Below are 13,409 nucleotides of genomic sequence, written 5' to 3' on the forward strand. Positions count from 1 at the left end.
CTACAAGCGCGCCTGATACCCGGGCAGTGCGCAGGACAGGGCCGCCGCGGAACAGGTGTTCGCGGCGGCCTTTTTTCGTTTTGCAAGATAATTGCCGAGGACAAGCGAATCAACCCATGCCGGGTAGCGGGCATACAATGCCCTCACGAGAACCGAGCAGGGGACCATCATGAAATCGATCGTTGCGGCGGGAACCCTCGCCTTCGTCCTGGCGGCGCCGGCGGTGCAGGCGCAGGGCAGCGCGCCCCTGCTGGACCTGACCCTGTACGGCCAGCTCGAGCGCTGGCTCGGGGCCGGCCGGCTCGATCTGCAGAACCTCTACACGCGCCGGCCGGGCGACGACTCGCTCGATTTCCATGCCGCCGTGGACGGCCGCGGCACCACCTTCACGCTGATGCAGGTGAGTAACCAAAGTGGCGACAGCTGGCTGGTCGGCGGCTACAACCCCCAAAGCTGGTCGTCCACCGACGGCTGGCACGTCACCGAGCGCTCCTGGCAGCGCACCGCCTTCATCTTCAACTACACCGACCCGCGCGTGTGGCGCCAGGTGGCATCCGACAATGTCCTGCCCAGCCGCGGCGCGCGCCAGACCTATAACGTGCCCGACCACGGCCCCACCTTCGGCGCCGGCCCCGACCTGCTGGTCAACGATCGGCTCGACACGGCCCTGTCCTGGCAAGTCTCGTATGGCCTGCTCGAGGGCGAGACCGAAGGCCGCAGCATCATCGACCTGAGCAGCGGCGGCCAGCTGTTCCGCGTCGATGCGCTCGAGATGTATTCGGTCTCGGTCGTGCCCGAACCGGCCACGCACGCCATGCTCGCGGCCGGGCTGGGCGTGCTGGGCTGGGCCGGCATGCGCCGCCGCCGCGGCGCCTGAACCGGCGCCGGCAGGCAGGGCGCTGCCCGTCCGTGAGCGGGCCGGGCGGCCCCTTGTGGCATGATGGCGGCTGATACCGGCTTTGCCTCCCGTTCACCCTGCGACCCATCCATGCGACCACGCTTGCCTGCCGTCCTGCCGTCCCGCCTGCCGCTTCTCTTCGCCATCGCCCTTGGCGCCTTCCATGTTCCCCAGGCCGCCGCCGCGCTCACGCCGGCCCAGCTGGCGATCGTCATCAATGACGCGGACCCGGACAGCGTGGCGCTCGGCGAGTACTACCGCCAGCGGCGCGCCATCCCGGCCGCCAACGTGGTGCACGTGCGTATCCCCGGCAAACCGCGCAGCATCGGCGCCGCGCAGTTCCGCCTGCTCAAGGAAGAGATCGACAGCAAGCTCGGGCCCGGGGTGCAGGCCGTGCTGATGGTCTGGACCGCGCCCTATGCGGTGGAATGCAATGCGATCACGGCCGCCTATACCCTTGGCTTCGACGGCAGCCAGTGCATGAAAACCTGCGCCGCGGGGCAGCCCAGCCCGTATTTCAACAGCCGCTCGGCGCGTCCCTGGAGCGAGCACGGCCTGCGCCCCTCGATGCTGCTGCCCACCAGCTTGCAGGCCGCAGGCGCGCAGGCGCCATCGCGCCAGGGCGCAAAAGACCTGGTCGACCGCGGCATCGCGGCGGGATTTCGCACCGTGCCGGCGACGGCGTATTACCTGATCACCTCGGAAAAGGCGCGCAACAGCCGCGTCGGTTTCTTCCCGCCCGCTGGGCGGGTGGCCGCGCGCCGCTTGGAAGTCAAGCAGGTGCAGGGCGACGTGCTCGAAGGCGCGCAGGACGTGCTGGTCTACCAGACTGGCATGGCCCAGGTCGCCAAGCTGGAGACGCTCGGCTTCGTGCCCGGCGCCCTGGCCGACCACCTGACCTCGCTCGGCGGGGACCTGCTCGGCAGCAGCCAGATGAGCAGCCTGCGCTGGCTCGAGGCGGGCGCCACCGCCAGCTATGGCACCGTGAGCGAACCCTGCAACCACTGGCAGAAATTCCCCAATCCTTCCGTCCTGCTGCGCCGCTACCTCGGCGGCGACAGCGCCATCGAAGCCTACTGGAAGAGCGTGGCCTGGCCCGCACAGGGCCTGTTCATCGGCGAGCCGCTGGCAGCGCCGTATCGCAGCCGCTAGAGCACTTGGTTTCACCCTGATCTGCCGAAACTGTCGCGCTTTCCCGACAGTTCAGACGCGCGCAGGCCGGTTCTTGCCGCTCGCCTGTAAGCTTCCTTTTCTTGTCATCAAGTTGTCAAATAATTTATTTACTATGCATTTTGCTAATGGTAAATTGCGTTATGCTAACAAATGTTCTGTGACAATCTTCCGCCTTACCTCACCAGGATCCCCATGAACAAGTTCCTCGCTTCGCTTCCCACTCCAGGACGGCGCACCGTGCTGGCAGCACTGCTTGCCAGCCTGTCGGTTCCCGCTTTCGCCGAGCCGGCCAACGTCGTCATCAGCCAGGTGTATGGGGGCGGCGGCAACAGCGGCGCGACCTTCCGCCACGATTTCATCGAGATCTTCAACCGCGGCAGCACCGCGGTGCCGATCGGCGGCTGGAGCGTGCAGTACGCATCGAGCACCGGCAGCAGCTGGCAAGTAACGGCGATCCCGGACGGCGTGGAACTGCAGCCGGGCCAGTACTACATGATCCGCGAAGCGGCGGGCGCCGGCGGCACGGCCGACGTGCCGTCGGACATCGTGGGCACGATCCCGATGGCGGGCGGCGCCGGCAAGGTGGCGCTGGTGAGCAGCAGGACGGCCCTGAGCGGCACCAACCCGACCGCGGCATCGCTGGTCGACCTGGTCGGCTACGGCGGCGCCAACGCGTTCGAAGGCATGGCCCCGACCGCCGCCCTGACCAACTCCACGTCGGCCTCGCGCAAGACCGCCGGCTGCGTGGATACCGACCAGAACGGCGGCGACTTCAGCGTCGGCGCCATCACCCCGCGCAAGAGCGACAGCCCGTTCAACGTCTGCGGCGGCGGCGCCCCGATCGCCGAGCCGATCGTCGCCACCTGCCCGGCATCGATCCTGCGCCCTTACGGCGACAGCGCCTCCGGCGCCCTGAGCGCGATCGACAAGGACAGCCGCGTCACCGGCGCCGTGATCACCTCCAGCCCGGTTGCCGGCATCCGCCTCGAGAACTTCACGGCCTCGAGCGGCATCAACAGCGCCGCTTCCGTCAGCCTGGTGGCCGACGCGTCGGTGGCCGCGGGCAACCACGCCGTGATCGTCAACTTCACCAACGACGCCAACCAGTCCAAGAGCTGCACCGTCACCGTGCGCAGCAGCGGCAACCTGGCCATTTCCGTGATCCAGGGCGCCGGCGCGGCCAGCACCTATGCCGGCACCATCCAGACCACCGAAGGCACGATCACCGCCAAGGTCGGCAGCGGTTATTTCATCCAGGACGCCGCCGGCGACAACGACGCAGCCACCTCGGACGCCATCTTCGTGTTCGGCACGACCACGGGCAAGGTGGGCGACCTGGTGCGCGTGACTGGCCTGGTCACCGAATACCTGCCGTCGGGCTCGACCAGCACCTACACCGAACTGACCAACACCACCGCGTCGGTCATCGGCGCCGGCCCGGCCATCACCGCGACCAACATCGCGTTGCCAGCGGCCAGCCTCGAGCCCTACGAGGGCATGCTGGTGCGCTTCACCAACCCGCTGACGGTCAACCAGAACGCCTATGTCGGCGCACGCGGCGAGCTCACGCTGTCGAGCGGCCGCCGCGAAATCCCGACCAACCGCTATCGCCCGGGCACCCCGGAAGCGCTGGCGCTGGCCGCATCCAACGCCAACAACGAGATCGTGCTCGACGACGGCCTGTTCGTCACCCCGACCGTGATTCCCTACATCGGCGAAGACAACACCGTGCGTGCCGGCGACACCGTCACCGGCCTGGAAGGCGTGCTCGATTTCGGCGCCCTCGGCGGCGGCGGCGCCGGCTTCAAGCTGCAGCCGACGGTCGCACCGGTGTTCTCGCGCACCAACGCGCGCACCGGCGCACCGGAGCTGCCGGCCGGCATCAAGGTGGCCAGCGCCAACGTGCTGAACTTCTTCACGACCTTCGTCAACGGCAGCAATGTCGAAGGCGCCACGGGGCAGGGCTGCACCATCGGCACCACCACCCGCGCCAGCAATTGCCGCGGCGCGAACAACATGGCCGAATTCGTGCGCCAGCGCGACAAGATCGTCAAGTCGCTGGCAGCCCTGAACGCGGACGTGGTCGGCCTGATGGAAATCCAGAACAACGGCGACACCGCCGTGTCCTACCTGGTCAATAGCCTCAACCAGGCGCTGGGCGGTCCGGTCTACGCCGTGGTGCCGATGCCGCCTGCTACCGGCACCGACGCCATCCGCGTCGCCATGATCTACAAGCCGACGGCGGTCACGCTGGCCGGCCCGTCGATGTCGGACGGGGACGGCGTCAACAACCGTCCGCCGATGGCCCAGACCTTCAAGGCCACCAACGGCGCCAAGTTCTCCGTGATCGTCAACCACCTCAAGGCCAAGGCCGGCTGCCCGGGCGGCACCGGCCTGGATACCGACCGCGGCGACGGCCAGGGCTGCTGGAACGCCACCCGCCGCCAGCAGGCCGAGCGCCTGGCGACCTTCTTCATCCCGCAGGTGAAAGCCAGCGCGGGCGACGACGACGTGCTGGTGATCGGCGACATGAATGCCTACGGCTTCGAAGACCCGATCGCCTACCTGACCGGCACCGGCATGGTCAACGAACTCGAGCGCTTCGTGCGCCCGCATGGCATGGTGTACTCGTATGTCTTCGGCGGCGAAAGCGGCTACCTCGACCACGCCCTGACCACCCCGTCGCTCAGCGCCCAGGTGGCCGGCGCGGCCGAATGGCACAACAATGCCGACGAGCCGGAAGTCATCGACTACAACCTGGAAGACAAGCCGCAGGACCTGTACGCCAACAACGCCTACCGCGCCTCGGACCACGACCCGGTGATCGTCAGCCTGAACCTGGCGCCGACCTTCTCGAACGTGACGGCCAGCTTCTCGGTCTACCGTTCGGGCCTGGCCCTGAACCGCGCCAACGGCCAGTACAGCGGCACCTACCGCTTCACCAACACGACGGGCGCGGCCATCAACGGGCCCTTCCATGTCGAAGTGGGCGGCCTGCCTGCCGGCGTGACCCTGGCCAACGCCAGCGGCACCCGCAATGGCATGCCCTACATCACGGCCAGCGCGGCCTCGATCGCACCGGGTGCGAGCGTGACGCTGACCACCGTGTTCAACAACCCATCCAAGGTCGGCATCAACTACAGCGCGACCATTTATACCGGCTCATTCTAAGGAAGACACACCATGTTCAACGCAATGCATTTCCTGCGCCAGGCCGCCGCAGCCCTGGTCCTGGCGACGAGTTCGCTCGCCGCCCTGGCCGCGCCGATCAGCTTCCACGTCAATGTCGATACCAGCACCCTGGCCGACGGCGGCTACCTCGACCTGCAGTTCAACGGCCTGCAGCCGGCCACGCCTGTCACCGCGACGTTCTCGAACTTCAGCGGCGCCTTCGGCGCGGCCGGCATCCTCGACAACGTGGTCCTGAACGCCGACGGCAGCTTCACGCTCGCCAACGGCCCGGACATCGGCAGCTACCTGAGCTTCAATGTCGGCTTCGGCGGCCTGCTGGGCTTCGACGTGCTGTTCAGCGATGACTACGGTCTCGACGCCGGCACCGACGGCAGCACGCTGACGGTCGGCCTGTTCAACGACGCCGGCGCCCTGGGCAGCCTGGACGGCATCATCGCCCGCTTCGACCTGGTCCCCGGCTTCGGCGTCGACGCCGCCGTGACCGGCGACTTCGCTACCATCGGCGAGGTGGCCGCCGTGCCGGAACCGTCGGACTGGCTGTTGATGGCCACCGGCCTGGCGCTGCTGGGCTTCACGCTGCGCCGTTCGGCCCGCTGAGCAAATCTCGCGGCGAATCGCCGCGGGCATAAAAAAACACACCATGCCGCAAGGCTGGTGTGTTTTTTTTCATTCGATGGCGCCGCCGCGGCGCCGGGAAAATCAGGACTGGCTGCTGTCGTCGCTGGCGGCGCGGCGCATGGCGGCGCGGCGCATGGCGTCGATGCGGTAGGCTTCGGCATTGCCGTCGATGATGCGCAGGCTGGCGCAGCCTTCGGCGGCGCAGTCCGGCACCGGGCTGTTCGGGCCGGCGCTGTGGTTGGCGACCATGCCGGCGCTGCCGGCGCTGCTGCCCGATGCCGAAACGGCAGGGCTTTGCACGGTGGCCGCCAGTTGCATCGGGGCGAACTGGATCGTGGTCTGGGTGTCTTCCTGGCCTGCACCGCAGGCGGTGAGGAGGGCGCTCAAGGCGATGATGGAAACAGTACGGAGGCTGAAGAAGTTCATGATCGTTTTGGAGCAAGCTCGTCGGTAACAGGTTCTATTGTAGTGAGTAAATTTTTCCGACGCTCAATTTATTTTGGTAAATAAGTTGCAACATTAAGTTTTGGAAACCATTTTGACCGACGTTTCCAGACGTTAATGAAACTTAGACTGTATATCTTCAAGGCAATAAAAAATACCTGAGAGAAAATGATGCGGTAAATCAACGGTCGGATGTTGCATGCCAACGACGTCGGGAGCAGGTTTTTCTCTTTGGAAAAGAACTCCTGACAACTATGTGATTCGCTTGACCACGCCCTTGGGCCGGGCGAAGATGGCGCCATGAATAAACTCCTCCTTCTCCTCATGCTCGGCTGCACTGCCTGCACTTCCCAGGCGCAGGATCCGGGCCGCACCAAGCCACCCGCCACCCCATCGGCGCCAGTCGCCGCGCCAGGCGCCGGCCAGGACACGCTGGCGCGCCTGCGCGCCGCGGCCGGCAACGCGGCCTGCACCGACAACAGCCAATGCCGCACGCTGCCGCTCGGCGCGCGCGCCTGCGGCGGCCCCGAGGGCTATCTCGCGTATTCGACGGCGGGCGGCAAGGAAGCGGCGCTGCGGGCCCTGGCCGAGCAGCACCAGCAAGAGGCCCGGGCGGCCAATACCAGGTCCGGCATGATTTCCACCTGCCAGTTCATGCCTGACCCTGGTGCGGTCTGCAAGGCCGGCAGCTGCCAGCTCGGCGGCCAGAACCCGGCGAGCTGAACGCCGGCGGCACGCGAACCCATTTTCGACAGGCGTAAAAAAACGCTGCGTGCCTTACGGGCACGCAGCGTTTTTATTTGTACTGCAACCCGGCCGGCAGGGCCGGCCGGGTCAAGGCTTAGTTTGCGCCGGTCAGGATGATGCCGTTGGCTGCCACTTCCTTGCCTTCGGTCGCAGGGACCGGGACCGGGTTGGTGGCGTCCACGGTCACCAGCGAGGTGCCGACGACGGTGGTGCCGTTCATCAGGTAGTCCACCGCGCCCAGGTAACGCTGGCCTGCGACCAGGTTGCCCCAGCTGACGTTGGCCGACGAGGTGCCGCCCACGAACACGCTGGCCGGCACGCTGACCTTCATCTCGCCGCCGACATCGCTGCTGCCCACCACCCACGATGCCAGGGTGTAGGTCGCGCTGCCGCCGTTCGGTGCATAGCCGGCCACGCAGACACGGTAGGTGCCGGCTGCCGGGGCGGCCAGGGTCACCATCTCGTTCGAGGTGGCGTTGCCGCTGTAGCCGACCTGGACGCCTGCCGAGTTGAACACGATCAGGTCGAGGTCGTCCGACTTGCCGGCCTTGAAGCCGCTGGTGTCGATGTCGCGCAGCGAGAAGCGCGCCACCATGGTGCCTGCAGGGACGGTCACGCTGGTTGCCGTCACGCCGGCTGCGCCGCCGTTCTTGCATTCGAGCACGCCGCCATCGGCTGCCACGGTACGGCCCACGGTCTGCTCTGCCAGGGTAGCCGCCTTCAGGCCGCCCTTGACTGCGCTCAGCTTGCCGCTGAAGCCGGTACCGACGGTGAACACGTGGTTGCCGGTGACTTGCTCGCTATGCAGGGCGGCAGGTGCCGTGAACGCCTGTGGACGGGCGGTCAGCGGGCTGCGCACGACATACTTGCTGTCGGCGGTACGCCATTCCAGCGCGCCGAAGCTGTACGCGTTCATCGCTGCATCGGTGCGGGTCAGGCTGACGTTGAACGTGCCCTTGGCGCCCGGCGCCAGGGTCAGCGACGACGGGCTGACGGCAACGGTGAAGCCTGGCAGCGAGGCGGTCGCGTTGAAGGTCTGCGGCTGGCCGCTGACGTTGGTGACGGTACGCGTCATGGTCAGCTTGCCCAGCACGCTGCCCGAGGTCAGCGAGGGCAGGTTCAGGTTGTGCGCTGCGATGCTGCCGGTCTGCGAGCAGGTCGCTGCGCCGACGATGCCGCCCACGCCGCACATGAAGCGCAGGTAGTCGGTGGTGCCGGCGTCGTACACCAGGCCCGGGTCGGTTGCCTTGTTCGGCACCACATGGCCGGCGCCCTGGCCCCATGGCAGCTGGCCGGCGGCCGCGCCGCTTTGCGCATCCTTGAAGGTGCCGGCGGCGGTGGTCATCAGGGCCGACTTGATGGCCGCTGGCGACCAGTCAGGGTGCTGCTGGCGCAGCACGGCGGCCAGGCCGGCCACGTGCGGGCTCGACATCGAGGTGCCCTGGTAGGCGGCCCATGCGGCGCCCGGAACCAGGCTGCCGTCGGCGATCGCGTTGCGCTGCGCTTCGGTCTGGACCGGGGTCACGCCGGCGATGACGTCCACGCCAGGCGCGGTCAGGTCAGGCTTGAGGATGCTGGTGTAGCCCTTGTTCGGGCCGCGCGACGAGAAGCTCGCCATCACCGGCGCCGGGGTGCTGCCCACGCGCGCGCTCCAGGTGCCGATCGCCACGGTGGCGGCCGGGTTGGTCAGGGCGTAGTTGTTGACGGCGGTGCCATCTGCCAGGCTCAGGTGCACGGTCGGTATGACGTGCGCTTCGGCGATCAGGCCCGAACCGTTGTCGACCAGGACCATGCCGACGCCGCCGGCGTCGGCCACGGCGCGGCTCTTGTCGGTACGGGCATTGACGCCGCGTTCGCAGACCACGACCTTGCCTTCTGCCTTGCTGCGGTCCAGCAGCGCAGCCGGGGTAGCGTTCGAGGCAGGGTAGGTGGTGATGTCGGACGGGATGAAGCACTGGCGGCGCGCGACCTTGTCGGCGGCGCTCAGGCTGGCGTAAGGCACCACGCCGGCGTCGCGCGCCGAAATGGTGGCGGTGGCCGGCAGGGCGGTCGTGTTGAGCGACGCGCCGACATAGCTGGTGCCGGCGCCGGTGGTGGCGGTGGCGCCGTTGAGGCGGTTGTGGGTCGATGCGGCGACCGTGGTGACCCATGGGCTCAGGTGGGCGACGGCGTTGGCCGGGCCGCTGTTGCCGGCCGAGGCGGCCACGAAGACGTTGGCGTCGGCGGCGCCGAAGAAGGCCAGTTCGACCGGATCGGCGACGCTGGTCTGCGAGCCGCTGATCGAGAAGTTGATGACGTTCACGCCGTCCAGGACGGCCTGGTCGATCGCGGCCACGCTGTCCGAGTTGTAGCAGCTGTTGCGGGTGCCGGAACCGTCAGGGTTGGTCGCATCCGGGAAAGTCCAGCACACCTTGTAGGCGGCGATGCGGGCGCGCGGCGCCATGCCGCTGGCCTTGCCCATCGCGATGCCGTTCATGGTGACGGCGACCTGGCTGTTGCCGCCGGCGGTGCTGGCGGTATGGGTGCCGTGGCCGCCGTGGCCGCTAGGACCGTCCACCGAGTCGCGTGGCGAGACGAAGTCGGTCCAGTGCATCGGACGGCCGCTGGCCAGGAAGGTCTTGTTGAAGTAGCGTGCGCCGATCAGCTTGTTGTTGCAGTGCTGCTCGGTGAAGCCCTGGCCGGTTTCGCACTTGCCGTTCCAGCCGGCTGGCGCCGCGCCGAAGGCCAGCTCGCCCGCAGGGTCGAAGGTCGGGTCGCCGTTGGCGTCCACGCGGTCGGCGAATGCCTTGTTCTCCGGCCAGATGCCGCCATCGACGATGCCGATGATGACGCCTTCGCCGGCCTTGCCGTCCGCCGATTTGCTCCACAGGCCAGTGCCGTCCTTCTTGTCGATGCCCAGGAAGGTCGGGGTGAAGTTGGTGTCGGGGGTGCGCGCTTCGTCGGCGGTGATGTTGGCCACGGCCGGGTTGCCCTTGAGCGCCTTGACTTCGTCATCGGTCATCAGGGCGGCGAAGCCGTTGAAGACGACCTTGTACTTGTGGGTGACCTGGGCCGCGGTGACGCTGGCCAGCACGCTGTTCTGCTTCTGGTCGAGGTAGGCGACATAGGCCTGGACGTCGCCGGCGCTGGCGTTGAGCTGCTGGCCGGCGGCCGGCTTGGTTGCCTGCAGGCCGCTGATGCCACCGGTATAGGAAGCGACCGGCTTGTCGGCCAGTTGCACGATATAGGAGCGGCGCACTTCGTCGGCGGAGGCGCTCATGGCCACGCTGGAGAGCAGCGCGAGGACGGCGAGGGAAACAGGACGCAGTTTCATGTAGGTTTTTCCTTGTTCTATTAGGGTCGGCGGGCGCTTAGTCGGCGATCACTTGGCGCTCTTGCGGCGGCGGGCGGCAGTCAAGCCGGCCACGCCCATCAGCATCAGGCCGATGGTTGCCGGCTCCGGCACTTCGGACAGGGTGATGTTGTCCACGCCGAACTGGGCCTGGTTCTGGGTGAAGTCGCGCGCCTGCTGGCACTCGCCGGCTTCGTCGAACAGGCAGGAGCTGATGGTCAGGCTGGTCAGGACGGCCGAGCTGAAGGCGTTACCCAGCGAGAAGTCCGCGAACACGAAGTTGCCGCTGGCGTTCTGGCCAGGGAAGTCCGCGCCGGTCGTGATGGTCGCGCCGGTATTGGTGGTGCCGCTCAGCAGCAGGCGGCCGTAGCTGGCGTTGACCAGGCCGGGAACCGGACCGACGAAGGCGAAGGACAGGCCTTGCAGCGTGAACCAGCTGTTGGCCAGGGTGCTGGTGATGCGCACCGAGCCGTCGTTCAGGCCGGCGTAGTACATGCCGTCGCCGCCGGTCGGGCAAGCCGTGACCGTGCAGGCGTACGGGTTGGCGGACTGGATCTGCGCGCCGACCAGGCCATATTCGCCGGCGTCGGCCGTCGGGCTGTTCTGCACCTGCAGCAGGAAGTGCTGGTCCATGAACTGGTCGCCGGTGTTGTAGGCGGTATCGAATTCGCCGAGGGTCGTCGTGACGACGTTTTCGACGTTCTCGAAGGTGAGGATGGTGGCCTGGGCAGGAGCGAAGGCGCCCAGGGCGGCAACGACCGATGCGCACAGCAGGTTTTTCAGGACAGCGGGCACGGCGTTGGTGCGCGCAGTAGTTTGGTTTTCGCGTTTCATCAGTCTGGTTACCTTTATTGGTTGGTTTGTTTGGTAGTGCCGATTGCTGTGCCGTTCCCGGCCATATTTTTCCACCCCGCATTTTCCGTTACGGGTTGCAACCGAATATAGCAAAGGAAATAATGAAGATGTAAAAAATTTTAACGTAGGAAATTTTTTGTAGGCGTAAATGTGCCGCAGAAAATTCCGTTTCTCCTAACAAAGTGCAGTTTCAAGTAACCGGTTTTTTTGTGCGAAATATGCGACAAGCGTGAGTTCGCGGGTAGCGAATCCGGCAAATTTATGGCAAGCCGAGTCAGGCATTCCTGGGTGTTTCCCATAGGTAATTCCACCCATGCTTCAGGTCAGAAAGAAAAGTTGTCTCAACTATTCCCGCCGTGGTAGCCTGCTCGGCGCAGGGCGTCCCCGCCTGACGTTTGCGCGCCGGCCTGGCGCGGACGGGCACGACAAAAAGTCTTATTGGTTGAGCAATCGAGGAGTCAGTCGGATGTATGCAGTAATGAAACAAAACCAGACCCAGCGCACCCGCGGCTTCACGCTGCTCGAACTGCTGGTGGTGATCGTGATCATCGGCCTGCTCGCCGCCTACGTCGGCCCGAAGTATTTCTCCCAGCTCGGCAAATCCGAAGTCACCGTCGCCAAGGCCCAGATCGAAGCCTTCGACAAGTCGCTCGATACCTATCGGCTCGACGTCGGCCGCTACCCCAGCGCCGAAGAGGGCCTGGGCGCGCTGATGACGGCGCCGCCGAGCGCCGGCGCCAAGTGGAACGGCCCCTACCTGAAAAAAGGCGTGCCGCAAGACCCATGGGGCCGCGTCTACCAGTACCGCTCGCCGGGCAGCAAGGCCGAGTACGAGATCCTCTCGCTGGGCAAGGACGGCCAGCCCGGCGGGACCGGCGACAACGCCGACATCTCGTCGCAGTAAGCCTGCGTCTTCGCGCCATCCTTCCCCAGTACTGAGCCGGGCACGCCTCCATGCAGTTTGCCGTCCGCACCCTTGCGCCCGACATGTCGATCGCGAACATCGTCGTCGACGCCGCTGATGCGCTCGAGGCGCGCCGCCAGGTCGAGGCGCGCGGCCTGTTCGTCAGCGCCATCGAACCGGCGCGCGGCGGGACCCGGCTGGCGCGCCAGCGCGCCGGCAAGCTGTCCATCGTGCTGTTCAGCCAGGAGCTGCTGGCCCTGCTCAACGCGGGCCTGGGCATCGTCGAAAGCCTGGAAGCGCTGCTGGAAAAAGAAGCCAATCCCGGCGCGCGCAGCGTGCTCGAGCGCCTGCTCGGCGGCCTGCGCGAAGGCAAACGCTTCTCCGCCGTGCTGGCCGCCCAACCGGACCTGTTTCCTCCTTTATATGTGGGCATCGTGCGCGCCGCCGAGGGCACCAGCGACCTGCCGCGCGCCTTGACCCGCTATATCGACTACCAGCAGCGCATCGACATCGTGCGCAGCAAGATCGTCAGCGCCTCGATCTATCCGGTGATCCTCCTGATCGTGGGCGGCGGTGTGAGCGGCTTCCTGATCGGCTACGTGGTGCCGAAATTCGCCGAGGTTTACCAGGGAGCAGGGCGCTCGCTGCCCTGGATGTCGCAGCTGCTGCTCGACTGGGGCCAGTTCGCGTCCAGCCATGGCACGGCGATCGGGGTCGCCGCGCTGGTCGCGATCGGCAGCCTGGTGGCGGGCGTGCGCCATGCCTTGCGCAGCGGCGGCGTGGCCCGCCTGCTGGCGCGCCTGCCCGGCATCGGCGAGCGCGCCCGCATCTACGAACTCTCGCGCCTCTACCTCACCCTGGGCATGCTCACCGAAGGCGGCATCACCATCGTCAACGCCATCGAAACCGTGCAGCCGATGGTCTCCGGCACGGTGCGCCGCGGCCTGGCCAATGCGCGCGCCGCCATCGAATCGGGCCAGCCGCTGTCGAACGCCTTCGAGGCCAACGGCCTGACCACGCCGATCTCGCTGCGCATGCTGCGGGTGGGCGAGCGCACCGGCGACATGGGACCGATGCTCACGCAATCGGCTGCCTTCTACGACGGCGAGATCACGCGCTGGATCGACCGCTTCACCCGCACCTTCGAGCCGCTCCTGATGGCGGCGATCGGCCTGGTGGTCGGGGCCATCGTGGTGCTGCTGTACATGCCGATCTTTGACCTTGCCGGTGATATGTCATGAAAGCGA

Annotated in this window: 10 protein-coding genes; 7 read left to right on the forward strand and 3 right to left on the reverse strand. The window is 66.7% G+C overall.

The window, feature by feature from the left end; translation table 11 throughout:
• Positions 1–169: 169 nt before the first annotated feature.
• The 4 genes from AC3XQU_RS21145 to AC3XQU_RS21160 all read left to right on the forward strand — a co-directional run bounded on the left by AC3XQU_RS21145 (position 170) and on the right by AC3XQU_RS21160 (position 5,860).
• On the forward strand, positions 170–877 hold the full coding sequence (locus AC3XQU_RS21145; protein ID WP_489876128.1) for a PEP_CTERM-anchored TLD domain-containing protein: 708 nt from the start codon (positions 170–172) through the stop codon (positions 875–877).
• 111 nt (positions 878–988) lie between these two features.
• Entirely contained in the window at positions 989–2,050 is a 1,062-nt protein-coding gene (locus tag AC3XQU_RS21150) for a TIGR03790 family protein (RefSeq protein ID WP_489876129.1), read from the forward strand.
• A gap of 213 nt (positions 2,051–2,263) precedes the next feature.
• A complete protein-coding gene (locus AC3XQU_RS21155) occupies positions 2,264–5,242 on the forward strand; it encodes an ExeM/NucH family extracellular endonuclease (RefSeq protein ID WP_489876130.1) in 2,979 nt (992 codons plus the stop codon).
• A 12-nt stretch (positions 5,243–5,254) separates the two neighbouring features.
• On the forward strand, positions 5,255–5,860 hold the full coding sequence (locus AC3XQU_RS21160) for an NF038129 family PEP-CTERM protein (RefSeq protein ID WP_489876131.1): 606 nt from the start codon (positions 5,255–5,257) through the stop codon (positions 5,858–5,860).
• Between the two features lie 102 nt (positions 5,861–5,962).
• Here the strand turns inward: AC3XQU_RS21160 and AC3XQU_RS21165 are convergent, their stop codons facing one another.
• Complete coding sequence (locus AC3XQU_RS21165; protein WP_489876132.1) at positions 5,963–6,307, reverse strand: hypothetical protein; 345 nt, start codon at positions 6,305–6,307, stop codon at positions 5,963–5,965.
• 318 nt (positions 6,308–6,625) lie between these two features.
• Here AC3XQU_RS21165 and AC3XQU_RS21170 point away from each other — a divergent pair, with 318 nt between their 5' ends.
• The gene (locus AC3XQU_RS21170; RefSeq protein WP_489876133.1) at positions 6,626–7,048 is read left to right on the forward strand and encodes a hypothetical protein; all 423 of its coding nucleotides are present in this window, start codon (positions 6,626–6,628) and stop codon (positions 7,046–7,048) included.
• Positions 7,049–7,166: 118 nt separating this feature from the next.
• Here AC3XQU_RS21170 and AC3XQU_RS21175 read toward each other — a convergent pair whose 3' ends face one another.
• Both AC3XQU_RS21175 and AC3XQU_RS21180 read right to left on the reverse strand, forming a co-directional pair.
• A complete protein-coding gene (locus AC3XQU_RS21175; protein ID WP_489876134.1) occupies positions 7,167–10,385 on the reverse strand; it encodes a S8 family serine peptidase in 3,219 nt (1,072 codons plus the stop codon).
• A gap of 48 nt (positions 10,386–10,433) precedes the next feature.
• Positions 10,434–11,237 carry an NF038120 family PEP-CTERM protein gene (locus AC3XQU_RS21180; RefSeq protein WP_489876135.1) on the reverse strand — a complete coding sequence of 268 codons (804 nt, stop codon included), beginning with the start codon at positions 11,235–11,237 and terminating at the stop codon, positions 10,434–10,436.
• 499 nt (positions 11,238–11,736) lie between these two features.
• Between AC3XQU_RS21180 and gspG the strand changes: the two genes are divergently transcribed.
• Positions 11,737–12,162: a type II secretion system major pseudopilin GspG gene (gene gspG, locus AC3XQU_RS21185; RefSeq protein WP_489876136.1), complete on the forward strand. Its 426-nt coding sequence runs from the start codon at positions 11,737–11,739 to the stop codon at positions 12,160–12,162.
• A 50-nt stretch (positions 12,163–12,212) separates the two neighbouring features.
• The gene (locus AC3XQU_RS21190) at positions 12,213–13,403 is read left to right on the forward strand and encodes a type II secretion system F family protein (protein WP_489876137.1); all 1,191 of its coding nucleotides are present in this window, start codon (positions 12,213–12,215) and stop codon (positions 13,401–13,403) included.
• The last annotated feature ends 6 nt before the right edge of the window (positions 13,404–13,409 follow it).

Source organism: Telluria sp. AZSoR62 (genome assembly GCF_058111565.1).

Coding starts and splice junctions, on each gene's coding strand:
- AC3XQU_RS21145 (WP_489876128.1), top strand. CDS start 170: ATGAAATCGATCGTTGCGGCGGGAACCCTCGCCTTCGTCCTGGCGGCG.
- AC3XQU_RS21150 (WP_489876129.1), top strand. CDS start 989: ATGCGACCACGCTTGCCTGCCGTCCTGCCGTCCCGCCTGCCGCTTCTC.
- AC3XQU_RS21155 (WP_489876130.1), top strand. CDS start 2,264: ATGAACAAGTTCCTCGCTTCGCTTCCCACTCCAGGACGGCGCACCGTG.
- AC3XQU_RS21160 (WP_489876131.1), top strand. CDS start 5,255: ATGTTCAACGCAATGCATTTCCTGCGCCAGGCCGCCGCAGCCCTGGTC.
- AC3XQU_RS21165 (WP_489876132.1), bottom strand. CDS start 6,307: ATGAACTTCTTCAGCCTCCGTACTGTTTCCATCATCGCCTTGAGCGCC.
- AC3XQU_RS21170 (WP_489876133.1), top strand. CDS start 6,626: ATGAATAAACTCCTCCTTCTCCTCATGCTCGGCTGCACTGCCTGCACT.
- AC3XQU_RS21175 (WP_489876134.1), bottom strand. CDS start 10,385: ATGAAACTGCGTCCTGTTTCCCTCGCCGTCCTCGCGCTGCTCTCCAGC.
- AC3XQU_RS21180 (WP_489876135.1), bottom strand. CDS start 11,237: ATGAAACGCGAAAACCAAACTACTGCGCGCACCAACGCCGTGCCCGCT.
- gspG (WP_489876136.1), top strand. CDS start 11,737: ATGAAACAAAACCAGACCCAGCGCACCCGCGGCTTCACGCTGCTCGAA.
- AC3XQU_RS21190 (WP_489876137.1), top strand. CDS start 12,213: ATGCAGTTTGCCGTCCGCACCCTTGCGCCCGACATGTCGATCGCGAAC.